The following is an 18,949-nucleotide window of genomic DNA, read 5'->3' on the forward strand; positions in this document are numbered from 1 at the left end:
CCCTACTCGGCGACGTGAACCGGGACGCTGGTGACCACCACGCCGGGCAGGGCCCGCAGGGCGGCGCGCAGCCGTAGCTCGGCGCGGCTGTGCAGCAGCCGGTGCCAGCGGTGGCGGAGCACCACCTCCGGCACGATCACGGTCAGGGTCAGCTCCGGCCGGGTGGCGTGCAGCGCCTCCAGGTAGTGCGCGAGCGGCCCGATCACCGCCCGGTACGGCGACACGATCGTCTCCAGCCGCAGATGGTCGCCCCAGGCCCGCCACTGGTCGCGGAACCGGTCCGCCTCGGCGTCCTCGGGGGCGATGTGCACGGCCAGCGTCGGCTGGCCCAGCGACGCCGCGTACGCCATGGCGCGCAGCGACGCCCGGTTCAGCCGGGCCACCGGCACCACCACGAGATGGCGTACCTCCTGGGGCAGCCGCTCGCCCTCGGCCGACCCGCCGGGTCCCCGCGGCGCGTTACCTGACGTGGGCCTGGGGGGCGGCGGTGGATGCAGCGTCAGGTTGTCGTCCAGCCGGGCGTAGTGGCGGTGGATCCCGCGGCTGAGCAGCACCAGGGTGGGCACCGCGATCACCACCAGCCAGGCACCCTGGGCGAACTTGCCGATCGCGGCGGTCACCAGCACCAGCCCGGAGAGCGTGGCGCCGACCGCGTTGAGCACCAGTCGGCGTCGCCAGCCCGGGTCCCGGTGCCGGCGCCAGTGCACGACCATGCCGGCCTGCGACAGCGTGAAGGCGAGGAACACGCCGACGGCGTAGAGCGGGATCAGCGACGCGGTGTGCCCGCGGAAGGCGACGAAGATGAGCGCCGCGGCGACGGCGAGCGCGACCAGGCCGTTGTTGAACGACAGCCGGTCCCCCAGGTGCAGGAATCGCCGGGGGGCGTGGCCGTTGCGGGCCATGAAGAAGAGCAGCCGGGGAAAGTCGTTGAACGCGGTGTTCGCCGCCAGCAGCAGGATCAGCGCGGTGGCGGCCTGGAGGAACGCGTACCAGGGCCCGGTGGGGAAGGTGAGCCGGCCGAGCTGGGACAGGATCGTCTGGTCCGGCCGGGGCACCAGGCCGTTCAGGTGGATCAGGCCGATCAGCCCGGCGAAGAGCACCACCAGCATGGTGACCATCCAGCCGAGCGTGGTGCGGGCGTTGCGCCACTCCCTGGGCCGGAACGCCGGGATCGCGTTCGACACCGCCTCGATGCCGGTCATCGACACCGCCCCCGAGGAGAACGCCCGCAGCACCAGCAGCAGGCCCAGCCCCTCCGCCGCCGGCACGGGCGGCGGCGGCACCGGCGCGAAACCCCGGGCCGCCGCGCGCGCGTAGCCGACCACCAGCACCGCCAGGACCGCGGCCACGAAGGCGTACGTGGGCAGCACGAAGATGTTGCCGGCGGTACGCACCCCGCGCAGGTTCCCGGCGAGCAGCACGGCGATCACCAGCACCCCGAGCGGCACGGTGAACGGGGTGAGTCCGGGCATCGCCGAGGTGATCGCGCTCACCCCCGCCGCGATCGACACCGACACGGTGAGCACGTAGTCGAGCATCAGCCCGGCCGCGGCGGCGAGTCCCGCCGTCGTCCCGAGGTTGTCACCGGCCACGATGTACGACCCGGCGCCGTGCGGGTACGCGGGGATGGTCTGCCGGTACGACAGCCCCACCGCGATCATGAGCACCACCAGCACTGCGGCCAGCGGCAGGGAGAGCCCGAGCGCGCCGCTGCCGGCGAGCACCAGCACGACCAGCATCGCCTCCGGCCCGTACGCCACCGAGCTGAGCAGGTCGGAGGAGAGGATCGGCAGCGCGATCAGCTTCCGCATCCGCTCGTACAGCACGGCGGAGCTGGACAGCGGCGGGCCGAAGAGCGTCCGGCGCAGCCGGGTGAGCACCCGCCCGGTCCGGGAGCCGGGCTCGTGGGCCGGCCCGGTGGCGCACAGCTCGTCCGGTTCCTCGACGGTGAACATGCTGATCGGGGTCAGCCGCCCGAACCGGCTCGGCGCCGGACCGGGCCGATTGCGGCCCAGGGTCGGGTCGACGGGCAATTCGTCGGCGTGCCGGGGGGTCTGCCAGCGTTCCCCGATCCGGCCCAGTGCCGCCTGCTCATCGGGATCCAACGGCGGGAACTCGGCCGAGGGGGTGACGAGAGTGCCCCGATCGGGCTCGTCACCCTGCCGCTCCGTCTGCGCCCCCACCCTCCGCACTTTCATCGAAAGCGGCGGCTCGGGAGGCGGAATCGCCACACTCCCCGGAAAAGTGTGGCCGCCGCGTCACGGGCGGCCGGTGTCAGTCGGTGAGCGGGGCGGCGTCGGCGGGGACCGGAACCGGCTCGGCGCGGCGGCCGGCACGGGCGCCGCCGAGCACGACCACGGCCACGCCGGCCAGCAGCAGCCCGAGCCCCGGCAGGGCGAGCGGGCGCGGCAGTTGGCCCAACCAGGCCCAGGCGATCAGGGCCGCACCGGGCGCCTCCAGCAGGATCAGCACGCTGACCGTGGTGGCGGAGACCCGGTGCAGGGCGTAGTTGAACATCGAGTGACCGAGCAGTTGGGCGCCGGCCACCAGGCCGAGGATCGCCAGCCAGGTGCCCGCCGGGTAGCCGTGCAGGCGTACCCCGCCGAGCAGGCAGCCCACCAGCAGCACGGCGGCACAGACCCCGTAGCAGATGGTGGTGTAGGTGGTGGTGCTGATGGTGGCCCGGGCGCGCTCACCGAAGGCGGTGTAGACCGCGGCGAACATGCCGCCGGTCACGGCGAGCAGGTCACCGGCGAAGGCCCGGCCGGAGACGGCGAAGTCGGCGCCGGTTGCCAGCACCGCGCCGAGCACCGCCACGGCGATCCCGGCCCACATCGCCAACGGCAGCCGGCGGCCCTGCCAGCGGGCGATCAGCCCCTGCCACACGGGCTGGGTTGCGCCCAGCGCGGTGGCGGCGGCGACCGTGGTGAGCTGCGCGCTCGGCATCCAGGTGGCGAAGTGGGCGGCCAGCGCCACCCCGGAGAGTACGCAGTAGAGCCCCTCGCGCCGGCCGGCGCCCACCGTCAGCGCCCGAAACTCGGCCCGCCGCCGGGCCAGCGAGACCGGACCGAGCACGGCCACCGACAGCAGGTTCCGCCAGCAGGCGACGGCGAGGGCCGGCGCGGCGGCGAACGCGACCAGGGGGGCGGACGACGAGACGGCGGCGACCGCCAGCACGAGCGCGCCGAGAGTCAGCGCATCGGGGGGAGGGCGGTGCGGAGCGGGCGACACGGAGAGCAATCCTCACACGAACAGGGGACACCACGGATGGTCAGCACTCCGTTACGATCATGCGCGTCCCGGCGACTCCCCCCTCGACGTCCGGAGGCACTCCCCCATGCCCAGCTACCATGCGGTGCTGTTCGACTTCTTCGGCACCCTGACCCGCTGCGTCCAGCGTGGTTCCGCCCACCAGGCCACCGCCGAGTTGCTCGGCTGTCCGGCCGACACCCTGATCGAGGTGCTCGACCGTACCTACTACCAGCGCGCCAGCGGCCAGTTCGGCAACGCCGAGGCGACCCTGCGCTGGGTCTGTGACCAGGCGGGTGTCCACCCCTCCGACCTGGCGGTACGCGCCGCCGTCGCCTCCCGCCACCGGGCGATCCGCGCCGACACCCGGCTGCGGGACGAGGCGGTCCCGGTGCTGGCCGCGCTACGTCAGCGGGGCGTACGCACCGGGCTGATCAGCGACTGCACCCACGAGCTGCCCGCGTTCCTGCCCCAGCTCGCGGTCGCGCATCTGCTCGACGTACGGGTCTTCTCGGTGCAGTTCGGGTGCTGCAAGCCGGACCCGGCGCTCTACCTGGCCGCCTGCCGCCGGCTCGACCTCGCCCCGGCCGACTGCCTCTACGTGGGCGACGGAGGCAGCCAGGAACTCACCGGCGCGGAGCGGGCCGGAATGACGGCGGTCCGGCTGGCCGCCCCGGACCTGGCCGGGCACATGGTCTTCAACGCCGACCGGTGCTGGGACGGCCGGGTGCTGACCTCGCTGACCGAGGTGCTCGACCTGCTCGACCCGGTCCCCTACGCCGTTTCGGTCTGAGGTTCAGCGGCGGCGCACCTTGTGCAGCCGGAACGGCTTGCGGGTGGCCCGGACCACGGGGGCCTCCCGGGGCGGCTCGGCCAGCGACTCGGCCGGCAGGTCGGCACCCGCCACCGGGGTGCCCGCCGGGGCCAGCCGGTTCAGCGCGCAGCCCTCGGTGGCCCAGCGTCCGATCAGGTCGGCGGTGGGGCCGGAGGCGTTGAGCCGCTTCGCCGCGACCAGCGGTGCGGCGGCCTCCCACTCCTCCGTACCCGGTTGCAGCCGGGTGACCCGGGCCGGCCAGGTGACGATCCGGCCGCCGTGGTCGCCGCGCAGGGTCACCTGCGCCGCGTCGGCGTCGGCCAGCCCGGGAGCGGACTGCTCGCCGGGGCCGCTGACCACGAGCAGCGTCCCCTCCAGCGGCAGGCACCAGAGCGCCACCGCCGGACCATTCCCGACGCTCACCCAGCAGACGGCCGCCTTCTTCACCGCCTCGTCGACCAGCGGCGTCACCTCGCGGCTGTCCAACTCGTCCGTCACACCGGCATCCTCTCGTACGCGCGCCCGTCGGCGGTGGACGCTGGTCAGCCCACGAAGGGCGGGACGGCGATCTCGCCGCGGGCCACCGGCATCACCTGGCCGGAGACCGTCGCGCCCACGGCCACTCCACCGGCCGCGGTCACCGTGCAGGCCAGCGCGGACGGGCGGTTGATCTCGATGCCCTGGCGGACCGCGTACGCCGAGCGCCCCTCGCCGGGCAGCAGCCCGCTGGCGACCAGCCAGACCCCGAGGCCCAGCGCGGCCGAGCCGGTGGCCGGGTCCTCCGGAACGCCGAGCCCCGGCACGAACACCCGCGCGTGCGCGGTCTGCGTGGCCGGGTCCCAGGAGAAGACGCTCACGTGCTCCACGCCGTACCGCTCCGCCGCCGGCGGGTTCAGCTTGGCCCGGGCCACCACGTCGGGGCGTACCGGAAGGTAGGGGAACTCCAGGCCGCAGCCGGCCACCCGCGGTGCCGGGCCGGCGTGGTCGGCGGCGGTGAGGCCGACCATCTCCAGCAGCGGCTCCGGGTCGAGCTCGGGGCCGAGGGTGGGCGTGCCGCCGGTGAGGGTCGCGCCCGTCGCGGTCACCTCGATCGGCAGCACCCCGGCACCGCACTCCTGGCTGACCTGGCCCGCGTCGAACATGCCACGTCGGCTCGCGGTCACCGCCGCGCCCACGCTCGGGTGGCCGGCGAACGGCAGCTCCTCGGCCGGGGTGAAGATCCGCGCCCGGTACGTCGCCCCGACCTGTGTCGGCGGCAGCACGAACACCGTCTCCGACAGGTTGAACTCCAGCGCGAGCGCCTGCATCTGTTCGGTGGCCAGCCCTTCCGCGCCGAACACCACGGCCAGCGGGTTGCCGGCGAACGGGCGGTCGGTGAAGACGTCCACGATCTCGTAGGCCAAGGTCGACATGTTGATAAACACTAGGCCCTTAGGCTGGTGCTGTGAGCACGCCGAACCGGGTCTACCTCGCTCGACTCGCCGGAGTCGCCGTCTTCGACCCGAACGGCGACCAGGTGGGCCGGGTCCGCGACGCGGTCGCCCGGCTGCGGCCGAGCCCGCAGTCGCCGGAGGTGGTGGGTCTGGTCGCCGAGATGCCGATGCGCCGACGCATCTTCCTCTCCATCAACCGGATCACCTCCATCGACCCGGACGCCGTCGTCCTGGGCAGCGGCACCCTCAACCTGCGCCGCTTCGAGAAGCGCCCCAACGAGCTGCTGGTGCTGCAGGAGCTGCTGGACCGGCGGGTGCAGTTGGAGAACGGGCAGCCCGGCACGGTGGTCGACGTGGCGATGGAACGCAGCCGCGGCGGCGAGTGGCCGCTGACCCGGGTGGCCGTCCGCGAGCAGACCGGGCGGCTCACCCGCCGCGGCCACCTCCAGCAGGTCGAGTGGGACCGGGTACGCGGCCTCGGCGGGGTGGGCGACACCCGCGGTACGGCCAACCTCCTCGCCGTCCTGGAGGACATGCGCCCCGCCGACCTGGCCAACGCGTTGCAGGACCTGCCCGACGCCCGGCGCAACGAGGTGGCGGCCGCGCTGGACGACGAGCGCCTCGCCGACGTGCTCAGCGAGCTGCCGGAGCACGACCAGGTGGAGATCCTGGCCGCACTGGACCGGGAACGCGCCGCCGACGTGCTCGAGGAGATGGAGCCGGACGACGCCGCCGACCTGCTCAACGAGCTGCCGCCGCCGGAGCAGGACGTGCTGCTGGACCTGATGGAGCCGGACGAGGCCGACCCGGTACGCCAGCTGCTGCGCTACGCCTCGGGCACCGCGGGCAGCGTGATGACCTCCGAGCCGGTCATCCTGCCCCCGGACGCCACGGTGGCCGAGGCGCTCGCCCGGATCCGGGAGCCGCAGCTCTCCCCCGCCGTGGCCGCCCAGGTCTTCGTGACCCGCGCCCCGATGACCACCCCCACCGGCCGCTACCTGGGCATGGTCCACTTCCAGCGGCTGCTCCGGGAGCCCCCGGCCGACCTGCTCGGCGGGGTGGTGGTCAACGACATCGACCCACTGCGACCGACCACCCCGCTGCCCGAGATCACCCGCCGGATGGCCACCTACGACCTGGTCGCCATGCCGGTGGTGGACCGCAACAACCGGCTCGTCGGAGCGGTGACCGTGGACGACGTGCTGGACCACTCGCTGCCCCGCGACTGGCGCAACCGGGACGTCGTACCGGCCCCGGCCGCCGCCGAGGCGGAGACCCTGGACGGTGGCGATGGCTGACCAGCGACGGGCCGAGCGACTGGACCAGCCACGCGAACCCCGGGGCGTCCGGCTGCCCCGGGTCGACCAGGAGACCTTCGGCCGGTGGTCCGAGGGGATCGCCCGCGGCATGGGCACGGCCAACTTCATCGTCTACATGACGCTGGTCATCGGCGCGTGGTTCGCCTGGAACACCCTCGCTCCGCCGAGTTGGCGCTTCGACCCGTACACCTTCACCTTCCTCACCCTGCTCCTGTCCATCCAGGCCTCGTACGCGGCCCCGCTCATCCTGCTGGCACAGAACCGGCAGTCGGACCGGGACCGGATCGCGCTGGAGGAGGACCGGCGGCGCGCCACCATGCAGAAGGCCGAGACGGAATACCTGGCCCGGGAGATCGCCGCGCTGCGGATCGCCGTGGGCGAGGTGGCCACCCGCGACTTCGTCCGCTCGGAGCTGGCCCGGCTGGCCGAGGAGCTGGACGAGGCGGCGCAGCGGCGGCAGCGGCGGGAGCGGCGGCAGCGCCGGCAGCCGGGCCGGGAGCCCCGGCGGCACGGCGGCGAGCCACTCGACGAGCCGCAGGACGAACTGGACGGCGACTACGCCCGGGACCGGCGCCCGGAGGGCTGAGCCGGCCGGTGACCGGCACCGCCGCCCGGGCCGCCGGCAGCCGCGGGAAAGTATTGAACGCCGCGCGCCTCAAGGGGCCAGGCGAGCGGCGTTCGTCTCGATCGTCCCACTTCGCGGCACGGCCCGTCCACCCCTCGGTCGCGTCATCGATTCGCTCACACCGGCCCCCGCCAACGGCGGACGCCAATGACCAGCGACGTAGCATTGCGGGCATGTCAGCACCCGTCAGCACCGTCTCCGACGCGATCCAGGCCGCCCTGGCCACCGTCAACGACCCGGAGATTCGTCGGCCCATCACCGAGCTCGGCATGGTCCGTTCCGCCGAGGTCGGTGACGACGGCGTCGTCCGGGTCGAGCTGCTGCTCACCGTGGCCGGCTGCCCGCTGAAGGACAAGCTGCGTACCGACATCACCGCGGCCGTCGGCGCGGTGCCCGGCGTGACCGGCGTCGAGATCGAGTTCGGCGTGATGAGCCCGGAACAGCGCCAGGAGCTCCAGTCGAAGCTGCGCGGGGGCGGCGGCCAGGAACCGGTCATCCCGTTCGCCCAGCCCGGCTCTCGCACCCGGGTGTACGCCGTCGCCAGCGGCAAGGGCGGCGTCGGCAAGTCCAGCGTCACGGTCAACCTGGCCGCCGCGCTGGCCGCCCGTGGGCTCTCGGTCGGCGTGGTGGACGCCGACATCTACGGCCACTCGGTGCCCCGGATGCTCGGCGCCGAGGGCGCCCCGACCCGGGTCGAGGACATGATCATGCCGCCGCAGTCGCACGGCGTGAAGGTCATCTCGATCGGCATGTTCACCCCGGGCAACACGGCCGTCGTCTGGCGCGGTCCGATGCTGCACCGGGCGTTGCAGCAGTTCCTCGCCGACGTCTACTGGGGCGACCTGGACGTGCTCCTGCTGGACCTGCCCCCGGGCACCGGCGACATCGCGATCTCGGTGGCCCAGTTGCTGCCGAACGCGGAGATCCTGGTCGTCACCACCCCGCAGACCGCCGCCGCCGAGGTGGCCGAGCGGGCCGGCGCCATCGCGCTGCAGACCCACCAGCGGGTGGTCGGCGTCATCGAGAACATGTCCTGGCTGGAGCTGCCGGACGGGTCCCGGATGGAGGTCTTCGGGGCCGGCGGCGGCGAGGCGGTCGCCGAGTCGCTGACCCGGACCATCGGCGCGCAGGTGCCGGTGCTGGGGCAGATCCCGCTGGACACCCGGGTCCGCGAGGGCGGCGACGCCGGCACCCCGATCGTGCTGGCCCAGCCGGACGCGCCGGCCGCCAAGGCGATCCTGCAGGTCGCCGACCGGCTGGCCGTCCGCCGCGAGTCCCTGCTCGGCAAGCCCCTGGGCCTCAAGCCCGCCGGCCGCTGACCCCCTGACCCACCTCACCGACCCTCCCCGGCCTCCCGCCCGGGAGGGTCGCTGGCGTTCCGGCCCCGCCTCGTTGATCACGGGGTTGGCGGTGCGACACGCCGATCCGTGCGCCGCCAACCTCATGATCGACGGTGCCGGAAAGTCGGGAAGCCCTGGGGGCGGGCGGGTCAGGTGGCGTCGTCGTAGCTGGCGCGGGGGGCCGGGGCGGGGGCCGTGCCGCCGGTGGCGGTGATCGGACGGGTGGTGTTCCGCACGTCGGCCGCCTTCGCGACCTCCTTCAGGTCGTCGTGCACGCCGCTGACGTCCGCGCGCAGGCCGTCGTACATGCTCTGCAGCGGCTTCCGGATGGCCTGCTCGTCCTCCTCGCTGAGCAGGTGCTTCCGGATGAACGCCTTCGGGTGCAGGTCCTCCAGCTGGATGTCGGTGCCCAGCTCACGGCTCAGGTCGCCGGTGGCGTTCCGGGCCATGGCGCGCAGGTTACGGACCATCCGGAGGCCGTCGTTGATCACGGTGGGCAGCCGGTCGCCGAAGATCAGCAGCGCCAGGAGCAGCAGGGCGCCGATCTCCCACCAGTTCAGGTTCTCGAACACTCCGGCCTCCTCGTCCGCGTCCATGGCAAGACTACGCACGTCACCGGGCTGTCCGGGAGGGGGAGAGGGGTGCTCACTTCGCGTCTGCGGCCAGCGTTACCGAAGTGTTCTGCCGGGTTGTACCCCGCCGATACTCCACCGTCACCACCGATCCGGGGGCGTACTTGCGGACGAGTGCCACCAGATCGGTCGGGTCGGTCATCGGATGCCGGTTGAGCCGGAGCACCACGTCCCCGGCCCGCAGCCCGGCCGCCGCCGCCGGCCCGGACGGCTCGACGGCGTTGAGACGTACGCCACCGCCGGACACGCCGGTGCCGCCCACCTGGGCGCCGATCACCGTGCGCCGAGCCTTGCCGGTGCCGATGATGTCCTGGGTGATCCGCTTCGCCTGGTTGATCGGGATGGCAAAGGCGAGCCCGATGTTGCCGGCCTCCTGCCCGTCGGCGACCAGCGACTTGATGGTCGAGTTCACCCCGACCACCCGGCCGCCGGAGTCGACCAGCGGGCCGCCGGAGTTGCCGTGGTTGACCGCCGCGTCGGTCTGGATCGCCGCGTAGTAGCGCGTCGGGCCGCCCGGCTCGCCGGCCTGCATGGTCCGGTCCACCGCGCTGACGATGCCGGCGGTGACCGTGTTGGCGAGCGAGAGCGGCGAGCCGATGGCAAGCACCGGGTCCCCGACGGCGAGCCCCTCCGAGTCGCCGAACTCCACCGGCTGCAACCCGGTACGCGTCACCTTGATCACGGCAATGTCCGACTCCGGATCCTGCCCGACGACCGTGGCCGGCGCGGAACTGCCGTCGTTGAAGATCACCGTGGCCTTGCCGGGGCCGCCGGCGACGACGTGGTCGTTGGTGATGATGTGCCCCTCGGCGCTGACCACGAAGCCGGAGCCCTCGCTGGTGCCGCCCAGGCTGGCCACCCGGATGGTCACCACACTGGGCAGCACCTTCTCGGCGACGCCGGCCAGGGACTCGGGCTTGCGCTGGGCGAGCGCCGGAGCCGACGGGGACGGCGCGCCGAGGGTGGTCACCGCACTGCCGCGCAGGAAGGCGTACGTCAGGGCACTGCCGAGCGAGCCGGCCAACAGGGCGGTGATGAGCGAGACCAGCACCACCTGCCGCAGCTTCGGCCGGCCCTGCGCGTCCGGATCGGTCACCGGCTCCGGTTCGCCGGCGCCGACCGGGGCGGCGGGGACCACCACCGCGGCGGGTGCGTACGGGTCACGCCACGGATCGGCGAGCGCGTCGGACCACCAGGGCGAGGTCGTGCCGCCCCCGGCACCCGGAAGGCCCTGCGGCCAGCTCCCGGGGAGCGTGCCGCCCCCGGCGCCGTATGTGCCCTGGGGGCGCTGCGCCGGACTCCCGGGGGTCGTGCCACCCCCGGCGCCCGGTATGCCCGGGGGCGGACTCCCGGGCGCCGGCCCTCCCGCCGGTGCCGGGGTCCCGCCGGGCTGGCGCCAGTCCCAGCCGTCGGTCACGTCGGTGCCTCCAAGTCCGTCCCGCACGTCCCGTGGCGCGGGGCCAGCGAAGCCGGCCGTGCCGCACGGGACACCGTCCAGGATTGCACGAATGCCCCGAACGGAGTCAGGGGTTGCCCGGCCGTGATCGTCGCGCGGCATACTCGCGGCTGCGCGCCTTGGATCGCGCCTCTAGGCTCATAGCGCAAACCGACCCCTCGCACCACTCCCGCCGCCCGGAGGTGTCCCATCGCCACGGTCGCCAGCTCCGGCAACGCGACGGCCCAGGCGCTCCAGTTCGCCGAGTCGTACGTCACCGAGGATCTCGTGCTGCGGACGGCCCGCAGTCTCGCCCACGAGGTGGGCGTGGAGGCGGTGACACCGGGGGCCGGGGCCGCGCTGCGACTGCTCGCCGCCGCCGGCAACGCCCGGGCGGTGGTGGAGATCGGCACCGGCACCGGGGTCAGCGGCCTCTGGCTGCTGCGCGGCATGCGGCCCGACGGGGTGCTCACCACCATCGACCTGGAGGTGGAGCACCAGCGGATCGCCCGGCGGCTCTTCGTGGAGGCGGGCTTTCCGTCCGGGCGTACCCGGATCATCACCGGCCGGGCCCTCGACGTGCTGCCGCGGCTCGCGGACGGCGCCTACGACCTGGTCTTCGTCGACGCGGAGGCGACCGGCTTCTCCGCCTGTGTGGACGCCGCGCTGCGGCTGCTGCGGCCCGGCGGGGTGCTCGCGCTCAACGGCACCCTCGCCGGCGGCCGGATCGGCGACCCGGCCGCCCGGGACGTGGAGACGGTCACCGTCCGGGAGACCATCAAGGCGATCCGGGAGTCGGAGCACTGGATCCCCGCGCTGCTGCCGGTCGGCCACGGCCTGCTCGTCGCCGTGAAGGCCTGAACCGCCGGGCGGCCTCCCGCCGTCAGCCCAGGGTCGCCAGCCAGCGCAGCAGCCCGCGTACGCCCCAGCCGGTGGCGCCTCGGGTCAGCTCGCCGTGCACGTCCTCCGACCAGGAGGGGGCGGACATGTCCACGTGCACCCAGCGGTCCCGCAGGTCGCCGGTGAACTCGCGCAGGAACAGGGCAGCGGTGATGGACTTGGCCGGGTCCGGGGAGCTGTGCAGGTCGGCCACGTCACTGCCCAGATACTCGACGTAGTCGGTGGGCAGCGGCATCCGCCAGGCGCGCTCGCCGGCCGCCCCGATCGCCGCCAGCAGGTCGGCGGCGAGCTGATCGTTCTCGCTGTAGAGGGCGCCGTGCCGCTTGCCCAGCGCCACCGCGTTCGCGCCGGTCAGGGTGGCCAGGTCGACCAGCAGGTCGGGGCGGAGTTCGCGCTCCGCGTACGCCAACGCGTCGGCCAGCACCAGCCGCCCTTCGGCGTCGGAGTTGGTGCTCTCGCTGGTCAGGCCGCCGTAGTGGCGGATGATGTCGCCGGGGCGGAACGCCGAGCCACTGACCATGTTCTCGGCGAGCGGCGCGAGCGTGGTGATCCGCACCGGCAGCCGCAGCGCGGCGGCGCCCAGGGTCGCGGCCACCACGGCGGCGGCGCCCGCCATGTCCTTGCGCATCAGCTTCATGGCTGGCACCGGCTTGATCGAGATGCCACCGGTGTCGAAGGTGATCCCCTTGCCGACCAGCACCACGTGGGTACGCGCGTCCGCCGGCCGCCAGTCCAGCTCGACCAGGCGGGGGCCGCTGGCCGAGCCACCGCCGACGGCGAGGATGCCGCCGAAGCCCTCCGCCGCCAGCTCCTCCGGGCCGCGTACCCGCAGGTGCAGGTCGGGGCGGTCGGCCGCCGCGGCCTCGACCTGAGCGGCGAACCAGCCCGGGTTCTTGGTCGAGGAGGGGGTGTTGGTCAGGTCGCGGGCCAGCCGGGTCATCTCGGCGGTGGTCCGGGCCGCCGCCAGGGTCGGGGCGAGCCCGTCCGGGTCGCGCACCACGACGTCCACCTCGGCCAGCGCGGGCGTCCCGCCGGCCTCGGTCAGCCGGAACCGGTAGGAGCCCAGCAGCAGCCCCTCGACCAGGCCGCGCAGCGCCTCCGCCGCGTCCGCCGGGAGGGCCACCGTGACGTACGTCTCATCCTTGGCGGCGCGGGCCAGCGCCGCGCCCGCGGTCCGCCAGCCGTGCTCGTCGCCGTCGCCGACGCCGAGCAGCACCAGGCGTGCGGGCGTGCCGCCCGGGCGCAGGTGCTCCCGGACCTCGCCCGCGGCACCGGTCAGCCGGGCGGCGGGGAGCAGCGCGGTCGCCTCGGCCCGGACGTCGTCGCCGGGCGGCGAGGCGGTGGGGACCAGCGCGGGCGGGCGGTCCGGCCCAACGGGGCGAACGGGCAGGACGAGGGTGTCGAGCCGCTCGGGCTCGCGCACCAGACGAATGGCCAGCACGCTGGACCGCACCTCCGAAAAGTTCTCAAAACGGGATAACTCGCCGAAGCGAGCCGACGAAGGCCCTGAGCCACCGGCGGTGCCGGTGGCTCAGGGTAGGACGAACCGCTCGCGCGACCCGGGCCGCGCGGACCGCTCCTCGCTCAGCCGGCGGCCGCCTTCAGCGCGTCACCCAGCGCGGTGGCCTCGTCGGGAGTCATCTCGACGACGAGCCGGCCACCACCCTCCAGCGGGACCCGCATGACGATGCCCCGGCCCTCCTTGGTGACTTCCAGCGGACCGTCGCCCGTCCGCGGCTTCATCGCCGCCATGTTGTCTCCCCTCAGACCTACACCAGGGTCGGTGGGTTGCCCCACAGCCACTTCGCCATAACCACCCGCAACCATCGCGGGGGCGTCGACCAACGATTTTCCCTGATGAACACCGCCGGACCCAAACCGAAGCAGCATTGATGTAACAGCATCTAGCTTATCTTGGATAGGCCTGTCACAATGTGCGGTCATGCAGGCACGGTCGGCACTCTTCGACCTGTACGGCGACCACCTCCGGGCGAGGGGTGGGCGCGCACCGGTCGCCGCCCTGGTCAAGCTGCTGGCGCCGCTCGGGATCGCCCCTCCGGCCGTCCGCACCGCGGTCTCCCGGATGGTCCGCCAGGGCTGGCTCGAACCGCTCCGGCTCGCCACCGGACCCGGCTATTCGATCACGCCGAAAGCGGCCCGGCGACTCGACGAGGCGGCCTCCCGGATCTACCGCACCGGCCGGCACAGCTGGGACGGGCGGTTCGACATGCTGGTGCTGGAGGCGCCGACGGCCCGGCGGGACCGGCAGCGGCTCGCCGCAAACCTGACCTTCCTCGGCTACGGCACGCTCGACGACTGCACCTGGGTGGCCACCCGCCCCGGTGAGGACGTCGACGTCCTGCTCGCCGAGGCGGGCGTGCACTACGAGCGGTTCACCGCCGCCCACGCCGCCGGCAACCCCGGCGCGATGGGGGTGGTCCGCCGGGCCTGGGACCTGGCCGAGATCGGCCGGGCGTACGAGCGGTTCGTGGCGGAGCAGAAGCCCCTGCTGTCCGGCGTCACCGTGCGCAGCAGCGACGAGGAGGCGTACGCGGCCCGGTTCCGGCTCGTGCACGCGTGGCGTACCTTCCTCTTCCGGGACCCGCAGCTGCCCCCGGCGCTGCTTCCCGAGCGCTGGCCGGGCACCAACGCGGCCGGTTTCTTCGACCGGCACGCGGCCCGGCTCCGGCCGGCCGCCGACCGGTACGTCGAGCACTGCCTCGACGCCAGCAACCGCCTCGCCCGACAGAAGGGTCGTTAGAACGTGACCGAGCCGCTGCTCGTCGACCGCACCGACGCCGTCGTCACCCTGACGCTGAACCGCCCGAACGCGATGAACTCGCTGGACGTGTCGCTCAAGGAGGCGCTCCGCGACACCCTCGCCGAGCTGGAGACCGACCGGTCCTGCCGGGCGGTCGTGCTGGCCGGGGCGGGCGGCTCGTTCAGCGCCGGGCAGGACCTGCGGGAGCACGTGCAGACCCTCGAATCCGCCGACACCGACCAGCTGGCCACCGTGCGGGCCCACTACAACCCGATCGCCGCCCGGCTGGCCAACCTGCCCAAGCCGGTGGTCGCCGCGGTCCGGGGCATGGCCGCCGGGGCCGGCGCCTCGCTGGCGTTCCTCGCCGACTTCCGGATCGGCGGGCCGAAGACGAAGTTCCTGATGGCCTTCGCCGGAGTCGGGCTCGCCGCCGACACCGGCGCCTCCTGGACGCTGCCCCGGCTCGTCGGGCACGCCAAGGCCGTCGAAATGCTCATGCTCGCCGAGCCGGTGGGCGCCGAGGAGGCGGGCCGGCTGGGCCTGCTCACCCGCCTGGTGGACGACGACGAGCAGGTGCTGCCGGCCGCGCAGGAGCTGGCCGCCCGGCTCGCCGCAGGCCCGACCGTCGCGTACGGGGCGATCAAGCGCCAGCTCTCCATCGCCGACGCCGGCACCCTCGCCGACGCCCTCGCGGCCGAGGCGCAGGCGCAGTCGATCTGCGGCGCCACCGCCGACCACAAGGCGGCCACCATGGCGTTCGTCAACAAGCAGAAGCCCACCTTCGCGGGCCACTGACCCCCACCGGGGCTTCCCCGCACGCCGCCCTGGCGACGGTCAGTCGTCCTCTTCGGGATCCTGGTTGGCCGCCACGCCGAGCACGTACGCCTGCATGGCCAGCTCGTCGCCGGAGGGCGAGACGAAGGCGGGCAGCTCGCGGGGGCCCAGTTCCTGCACGTACGACCAGAAGAGCCGGACCGCCTCGGCGGGCGAGGCCGCCTCGATCGGCAGGTCGAGGCTGACCAGCCAGGACCGCCGGGCGGGCGGCGGGCCGAGCAAGGCGGCCAGCTGCCCCCAGGCCGCCAGGTCCAGCCCGGTCACCGGCCCGTCGAGGGCCACGTCGTGCACCGGCACCGGCTCGTCGAGCACCCGCCGGGTGTACGACACGACGAGTTCCCCCGGGCCGGCCTCGGACTGCGGGTCGTCCGGGTCCTCCCGGGTCTCCGCGGTGGCCAGGGCGACCCGGCCGAGCGCCACCAGCCGCAGCGGCTCGTCGACCAGCACGGCGACCGGGTCACCGGGCCGGGGCCGCGCGACGCCGTCCAGCCCGGTGAGCTCCAGGGTGTCGTGGTGCACCAGCCGCTCGGCCTCGTACCGTTCGGCGGGCAGCAGCACCGCCCAGGCGCCGGACACGGTGCTCTCGGTCGTCCCGCTCGTACGGAGCTCGGTGTCGGTCATGGCGTCAATCCCATCACGCGGGGACGGTGCTGGTCCCGGCACGTCCGCCGGACGCCGCCGGCGTCACGTCCCGACCGCGTCGAGGGTGACGTGGCAGCCGGCGAGGTGGTCGTCCACCATGCCGGTGGCCTGCATCAGCGCGTACGCGGTGGTAGGGCCGACGAAGCGGAAGCCCTGCTTCTTGAGCGCCTTGGCCAGCGCGGTCGACTCCGGGGTGAGCGCCAGCACCTCGGTGAACGACCGGGGCCGGGCCGGCCGGGGCGGCGGCGCGTAGGACCAGAGCAGCTCGGAGAGGCCGCCGGGCAGCTGCAGGGCGGCCCGGGCGTTGGCGACGGCGGCTTCGATCTTGGCCCGGTTGCGGACGATCCCGGCGTCGGCCAGCAGTCGGGCCACGTCGGCCTCGCCGTAGCCGGCGACCTTCTCGATCCGGAACTCGTCGAAGGCAAGCCGGAACGCCGGCCGCTTGCGCAGGATGGTCAGCCAGGACAGGCCGGACTGGAACGCCTCCAGGGTCAGCCGCTCGTAGAGCGCGTCGTCGCCACGCAGCGGCCGGCCCCACTCCCCGTCGTGGTAGACGGCGTAGTCCGGCGTGCTCGCTCCCCAGGCGCAGCGGTGCAGCCCGTCGGCGCCGATCACCAGGTCAGTCACGGCGTCAAGGCTAGGCCGACCCACCGACAACGAGCGACGACGCCCCGCGGGCTCAGGGCAGCCGGCCCTGCTCGACCAGCCGGGCGAACTTCTTCAGCGCCTGGGTGAGGCTGAACTTCGAGCCGGGCCAGAGCACCGGCCAGGCCACCCGGCCGGCGGTCCCGCCGGGCAGGTGGAACCACTCGTGCCAGACCACCTGGGTCCGGTCCTGCTCCACCGGGGTGCACCGCAGCACCCCGGGGCCGCGCAGCAGCTTGCCGCAGTGAACCACGCCGACCTCGTACGGGGCGTCCACCCGGACCACCCGCATCTCGTCCCGCAGCACCGCCGGGCCGAGCGTGGTGACCGCCTCGACCAGGCTCCCCTCGCCGCCGTCGCCCTCCACCACCCGCACCGTGGTGAGCGGGATCCAGTCAGACTGCCGCTCCCAGGCGGTCAGCGCGGCGAAGACCCGCTCGGCCGGCGCGTCGACGATCACCGTCGCGGTGACCTCGGCGGCACCGGGTTGGGCCGCCTCGCCGAGCGATTCGCCCTCCGGGCCGGTCACGCCGACTCCGAGCGGACCACCGCGCCGCGCTCCCGCTCGCCGTCGGGGACCGGGGCGGTCGCCCCGGTCGGGCCGGCGGCCGGGGTGCCGGCGGCCGGGGCGGAGGTGGGGCCGGCCGGCGGCTGGCCGGCGGCGGCCCGATCGGTCGCTGCCTCGTCGGCGGGTGCTGCGACCGGGGCCACCGGGCCGGGGGGCGCCGGGGTGTCCGAGGGGAGCATCGCCTCGTCCTCCACCGCCGCGGCGGCCGGTGCGGCGGCCAGCCCCGCCTCGGCGGTCAGCGCGTCCGTCGAACTGTCGGCGGCCGCGTCGACGGAGGTCCCGGTGGTCTCGCCGGCCCCGTCGGCCAGGGCGTCGCCGGGGCTGCTCCCGGCGGTCGGGCTGTCGGCCGGCTCCGTGCCGGCGGCCTGCTCCCGGGTCCGGCGCAGCGCGTCGGCCTCCTCGGTCCGCCCCGCCCGGAGCGCGGCGATCTCGGCCTCGAGCACGCCGATCAGCTCGGACTTGTAGCCGATGTCGTACGCGGCCCGGCGCATCGCCTGGTCGACCTGGGCCATCCGGTAGCCGCGCAGCGCGGTGTCGAAGCGCACCTCGGCGATGTCCGACTCGTCCAGCGGGCGGCTGCCCGGCAGGGGCACGGCCCACCCGTCCGGCTCGGTGGGCACCAGGCCCGGGTCCCGCCCGGAGACCAGCACCGTCACCCCGAACACCACCGCCGCGACGGTCAGCGCCACGACCAATAGGAGCAGAACGTCACCCATGGGGAGATCGTGGCATGCGGGCGCGCATCGGGCGAGCCCTCCACCCGCACCGATCATGATTCGAAACCCGGCGTACCGGGCGGGCCGGCCGGGGACCGACCGGATAGCGTCGGGGGCGTCCGGCGGACGACCGGGGCCGGGGCGGAGATCAGGAGGCGGGCATGACCGGGGCGCTGCGGCTCGGTGGGCGGACCTTCTCCCCCGGCGAGCTGGTGGTGATGGCGATCGTCAACCGCACCCCGGACTCGTTCTTCGACCGGGGTGCCACCTTCGCGCAGGACAGCGCGCTGCGGGCGGTGGAACGGGCGGTGACCGAGGGCGCCGGGATCATCGACATCGGCGGGGTGAAGGCCGGTCCGGGCGACGAGGTCGACGTGGCCGAGGAGATCCGCCGGACGGTGGACACCATCGCCGCCGTCCGGGCCGCGTTCCCCGACGTGGTCATCTCGATCGACACCTGGCGGGCCGAGGTGGCCGTGGAGGCGGTGGCGGCCGGCGCCGACCTGCTCAACGACACCTGGTCGGGGGCGGACCCGGCGCTGGCCCGGGTCGCCGCGGAGACCGGTGCCGGGCTGGTCTGCTCGCACGCCGGCGGGCTCACCCCGCGGACCCGGCCGCACCGGGCCGCGTTCGACGACGTGGTGGCCGACGTGGTGGCCACGGTGACCGGGCTCGCCGACCGCGCGGTGGCCCTCGGCGTACGCCCGGACGGGATCCTGATCGACCCGGCGCACGACTTCGGCAAGAACACCCGGCACTCCCTGGAGATCACCCGCCGGCTCGGCGAACTCACCGACACCGGGTGGCCGCTGCTGGTCGCCCTGTCGAACAAGGACTTCATCGGCGAGACGCTGGACCTGCCGGTGCCGGACCGGCTGGAGGGCACCCTGGCCGCCACCGCCGTCTCGGCCTGGCTCGGCGCCCGGGTGTTCCGCGCCCACCAGGTCCGCGAGACCCGCCGGGTGCTGGACATGGTCGCCTCGATCAAGGGGGACCGGCCGCCGACCCTGACCCGGCGCGGCCTGGCCTGAGCCAG

Annotated in this window: 20 protein-coding genes; 8 read left to right on the plus strand and 12 right to left on the minus strand. The window is 74.3% G+C overall.

Annotated elements, in window-relative coordinates; translation table 11 throughout:
* Window positions 1–2: 2 nt before the first annotated feature.
* Together ACFYML_RS24965 and ACFYML_RS24970 are read right to left on the minus strand one after the other, a co-directional pair.
* Window positions 3–2,183, minus strand: coding sequence for an APC family permease (locus ACFYML_RS24965; RefSeq protein ID WP_387422928.1), 2,181 nt, complete (start codon window positions 2,181–2,183; stop codon window positions 3–5).
* 91 nt (window positions 2,184–2,274) lie between these two features.
* Window positions 2,275–3,240 carry a DMT family transporter gene (locus ACFYML_RS24970; RefSeq protein WP_387422929.1) on the minus strand — a complete coding sequence of 322 codons (966 nt, stop codon included), beginning with the start codon at window positions 3,238–3,240 and terminating at the stop codon, window positions 2,275–2,277.
* 97 nt (window positions 3,241–3,337) lie between these two features.
* Between ACFYML_RS24970 and ACFYML_RS24975 the strand changes: the two genes are divergently transcribed.
* On the plus strand, window positions 3,338–4,042 hold the full coding sequence (locus ACFYML_RS24975) for an HAD family hydrolase (protein WP_387422930.1): 705 nt from the start codon (window positions 3,338–3,340) through the stop codon (window positions 4,040–4,042).
* A gap of 3 nt (window positions 4,043–4,045) precedes the next feature.
* Here the strand turns inward: ACFYML_RS24975 and ACFYML_RS24980 are convergent, their stop codons facing one another.
* On the minus strand, window positions 4,046–4,561 hold the full coding sequence (locus ACFYML_RS24980) for a hypothetical protein (protein ID WP_387422931.1): 516 nt from the start codon (window positions 4,559–4,561) through the stop codon (window positions 4,046–4,048).
* A 44-nt stretch (window positions 4,562–4,605) separates the two neighbouring features.
* A complete protein-coding gene (locus ACFYML_RS24985) occupies window positions 4,606–5,475 on the minus strand; it encodes a PhzF family phenazine biosynthesis protein (protein ID WP_073840049.1) in 870 nt (289 codons plus the stop codon).
* A 32-nt stretch (window positions 5,476–5,507) separates the two neighbouring features.
* Between ACFYML_RS24985 and ACFYML_RS24990 the strand changes: the two genes are divergently transcribed.
* The 3 genes from ACFYML_RS24990 (at window position 5,508) to ACFYML_RS25000 (ending at window position 8,759) form a co-directional block, all read left to right on the plus strand.
* Window positions 5,508–6,794, plus strand: coding sequence for a magnesium transporter MgtE N-terminal domain-containing protein (locus tag ACFYML_RS24990; RefSeq protein ID WP_387422932.1), 1,287 nt, complete (start codon window positions 5,508–5,510; stop codon window positions 6,792–6,794).
* Window positions 6,787–7,401 (plus strand): DUF1003 domain-containing protein, encoded by a 615-nt coding sequence (locus tag ACFYML_RS24995; RefSeq protein ID WP_387422933.1) that lies wholly within the window; start codon window positions 6,787–6,789, stop codon window positions 7,399–7,401. The genes ACFYML_RS24990 and ACFYML_RS24995 overlap by 8 nt, the downstream gene beginning before the upstream one ends.
* 212 nt (window positions 7,402–7,613) lie before the next feature.
* Window positions 7,614–8,759 carry an Mrp/NBP35 family ATP-binding protein gene (locus tag ACFYML_RS25000; protein WP_387272950.1) on the plus strand — a complete coding sequence of 382 codons (1,146 nt, stop codon included), beginning with the start codon at window positions 7,614–7,616 and terminating at the stop codon, window positions 8,757–8,759.
* Window positions 8,760–8,929: 170 nt separating this feature from the next.
* Here the strand turns inward: ACFYML_RS25000 and ACFYML_RS25005 are convergent, their stop codons facing one another.
* Both ACFYML_RS25005 and ACFYML_RS25010 read right to left on the minus strand, forming a co-directional pair.
* Window positions 8,930–9,352 (minus strand): preprotein translocase subunit TatB, encoded by a 423-nt coding sequence (locus ACFYML_RS25005; protein WP_387422969.1) that lies wholly within the window; start codon window positions 9,350–9,352, stop codon window positions 8,930–8,932.
* A 73-nt stretch (window positions 9,353–9,425) separates the two neighbouring features.
* Window positions 9,426–10,829: a S1C family serine protease gene (locus tag ACFYML_RS25010; RefSeq protein ID WP_387422934.1), complete on the minus strand. Its 1,404-nt coding sequence runs from the start codon at window positions 10,827–10,829 to the stop codon at window positions 9,426–9,428.
* 228 nt (window positions 10,830–11,057) lie between these two features.
* On the opposite strand from ACFYML_RS25010, the gene ACFYML_RS25015 reads away from it, so the two are divergent.
* The gene (locus tag ACFYML_RS25015; RefSeq protein ID WP_387422970.1) at window positions 11,058–11,708 is read left to right on the plus strand and encodes an O-methyltransferase; all 651 of its coding nucleotides are present in this window, start codon (window positions 11,058–11,060) and stop codon (window positions 11,706–11,708) included.
* 22 nt (window positions 11,709–11,730) lie between these two features.
* On the opposite strand, the gene ACFYML_RS25020 is transcribed toward ACFYML_RS25015, so the two are convergent.
* Complete coding sequence (locus tag ACFYML_RS25020; RefSeq protein WP_387422935.1) at window positions 11,731–13,188, minus strand: leucyl aminopeptidase family protein; 1,458 nt, start codon at window positions 13,186–13,188, stop codon at window positions 11,731–11,733.
* A 143-nt stretch (window positions 13,189–13,331) separates the two neighbouring features.
* A complete protein-coding gene (locus ACFYML_RS25025; protein ID WP_013283866.1) occupies window positions 13,332–13,499 on the minus strand; it encodes a DUF3117 domain-containing protein in 168 nt (55 codons plus the stop codon).
* A 190-nt stretch (window positions 13,500–13,689) separates the two neighbouring features.
* On the opposite strand from ACFYML_RS25025, the gene ACFYML_RS25030 reads away from it, so the two are divergent.
* Both ACFYML_RS25030 and ACFYML_RS25035 read left to right on the plus strand, forming a co-directional pair.
* Entirely contained in the window at window positions 13,690–14,508 is an 819-nt protein-coding gene (locus ACFYML_RS25030; protein WP_387422936.1) for a PaaX family transcriptional regulator C-terminal domain-containing protein, read from the plus strand.
* Window positions 14,509–14,511: 3 nt separating this feature from the next.
* The gene (locus ACFYML_RS25035) at window positions 14,512–15,303 is read left to right on the plus strand and encodes an enoyl-CoA hydratase/isomerase family protein (protein ID WP_387422937.1); all 792 of its coding nucleotides are present in this window, start codon (window positions 14,512–14,514) and stop codon (window positions 15,301–15,303) included.
* A 39-nt stretch (window positions 15,304–15,342) separates the two neighbouring features.
* Here the strand turns inward: ACFYML_RS25035 and ACFYML_RS25040 are convergent, their stop codons facing one another.
* The 4 genes from ACFYML_RS25040 to ACFYML_RS25055 form a co-directional block, all read right to left on the minus strand.
* Window positions 15,343–15,963: a hypothetical protein gene (locus tag ACFYML_RS25040; RefSeq protein WP_387422938.1), complete on the minus strand. Its 621-nt coding sequence runs from the start codon at window positions 15,961–15,963 to the stop codon at window positions 15,343–15,345.
* A gap of 63 nt (window positions 15,964–16,026) precedes the next feature.
* Window positions 16,027–16,611: a DNA-3-methyladenine glycosylase I gene (locus ACFYML_RS25045; protein ID WP_387422939.1), complete on the minus strand. Its 585-nt coding sequence runs from the start codon at window positions 16,609–16,611 to the stop codon at window positions 16,027–16,029.
* A gap of 52 nt (window positions 16,612–16,663) precedes the next feature.
* The gene (locus tag ACFYML_RS25050) at window positions 16,664–17,158 is read right to left on the minus strand and encodes an SRPBCC family protein (protein ID WP_387422940.1); all 495 of its coding nucleotides are present in this window, start codon (window positions 17,156–17,158) and stop codon (window positions 16,664–16,666) included.
* A complete protein-coding gene (locus ACFYML_RS25055) occupies window positions 17,155–17,913 on the minus strand; it encodes a DivIVA domain-containing protein (RefSeq protein WP_387422941.1) in 759 nt (252 codons plus the stop codon). Before ACFYML_RS25055 ends, ACFYML_RS25050 begins: the two co-directional genes overlap by 4 nt.
* A 161-nt stretch (window positions 17,914–18,074) precedes the next feature.
* Between ACFYML_RS25055 and folP the strand changes: the two genes are divergently transcribed.
* On the plus strand, window positions 18,075–18,944 hold the full coding sequence (gene folP, locus ACFYML_RS25060; protein WP_387422942.1) for a dihydropteroate synthase: 870 nt from the start codon (window positions 18,075–18,077) through the stop codon (window positions 18,942–18,944).
* Window positions 18,945–18,949: the final 5 nt, after the last annotated feature.

It is taken from the genome of Micromonospora sp. NPDC007230 (genome assembly GCF_042869115.1).
In the GTDB taxonomy this organism is placed as follows: Bacteria; Actinomycetota; Actinomycetes; order Mycobacteriales; family Micromonosporaceae; genus Micromonospora.

What these genes read in the sequence shown, in the direction of transcription:
- ACFYML_RS25025 (WP_013283866.1), bottom strand. Translation starts at nt 13,499, where the DNA reads ATGGCGGCGATGAAGCCGCGGACGGGCGACGGTCCGCTGGAAGTCACC.
- ACFYML_RS25030 (WP_387422936.1), top strand. Translation starts at nt 13,690, where the DNA reads ATGCAGGCACGGTCGGCACTCTTCGACCTGTACGGCGACCACCTCCGG.
- ACFYML_RS24985 (WP_073840049.1), bottom strand. Translation starts at nt 5,475, where the DNA reads ATGTCGACCTTGGCCTACGAGATCGTGGACGTCTTCACCGACCGCCCG.
- ACFYML_RS24995 (WP_387422933.1), top strand. Translation starts at nt 6,787, where the DNA reads ATGGCTGACCAGCGACGGGCCGAGCGACTGGACCAGCCACGCGAACCC.
- folP (WP_387422942.1), top strand. Translation starts at nt 18,075, where the DNA reads ATGACCGGGGCGCTGCGGCTCGGTGGGCGGACCTTCTCCCCCGGCGAG.
- ACFYML_RS25055 (WP_387422941.1), bottom strand. Translation starts at nt 17,913, where the DNA reads ATGGGTGACGTTCTGCTCCTATTGGTCGTGGCGCTGACCGTCGCGGCG.
- ACFYML_RS25040 (WP_387422938.1), bottom strand. Translation starts at nt 15,963, where the DNA reads ATGACCGACACCGAGCTCCGTACGAGCGGGACGACCGAGAGCACCGTG.
- ACFYML_RS25000 (WP_387272950.1), top strand. Translation starts at nt 7,614, where the DNA reads ATGTCAGCACCCGTCAGCACCGTCTCCGACGCGATCCAGGCCGCCCTG.
- ACFYML_RS24975 (WP_387422930.1), top strand. Translation starts at nt 3,338, where the DNA reads ATGCCCAGCTACCATGCGGTGCTGTTCGACTTCTTCGGCACCCTGACC.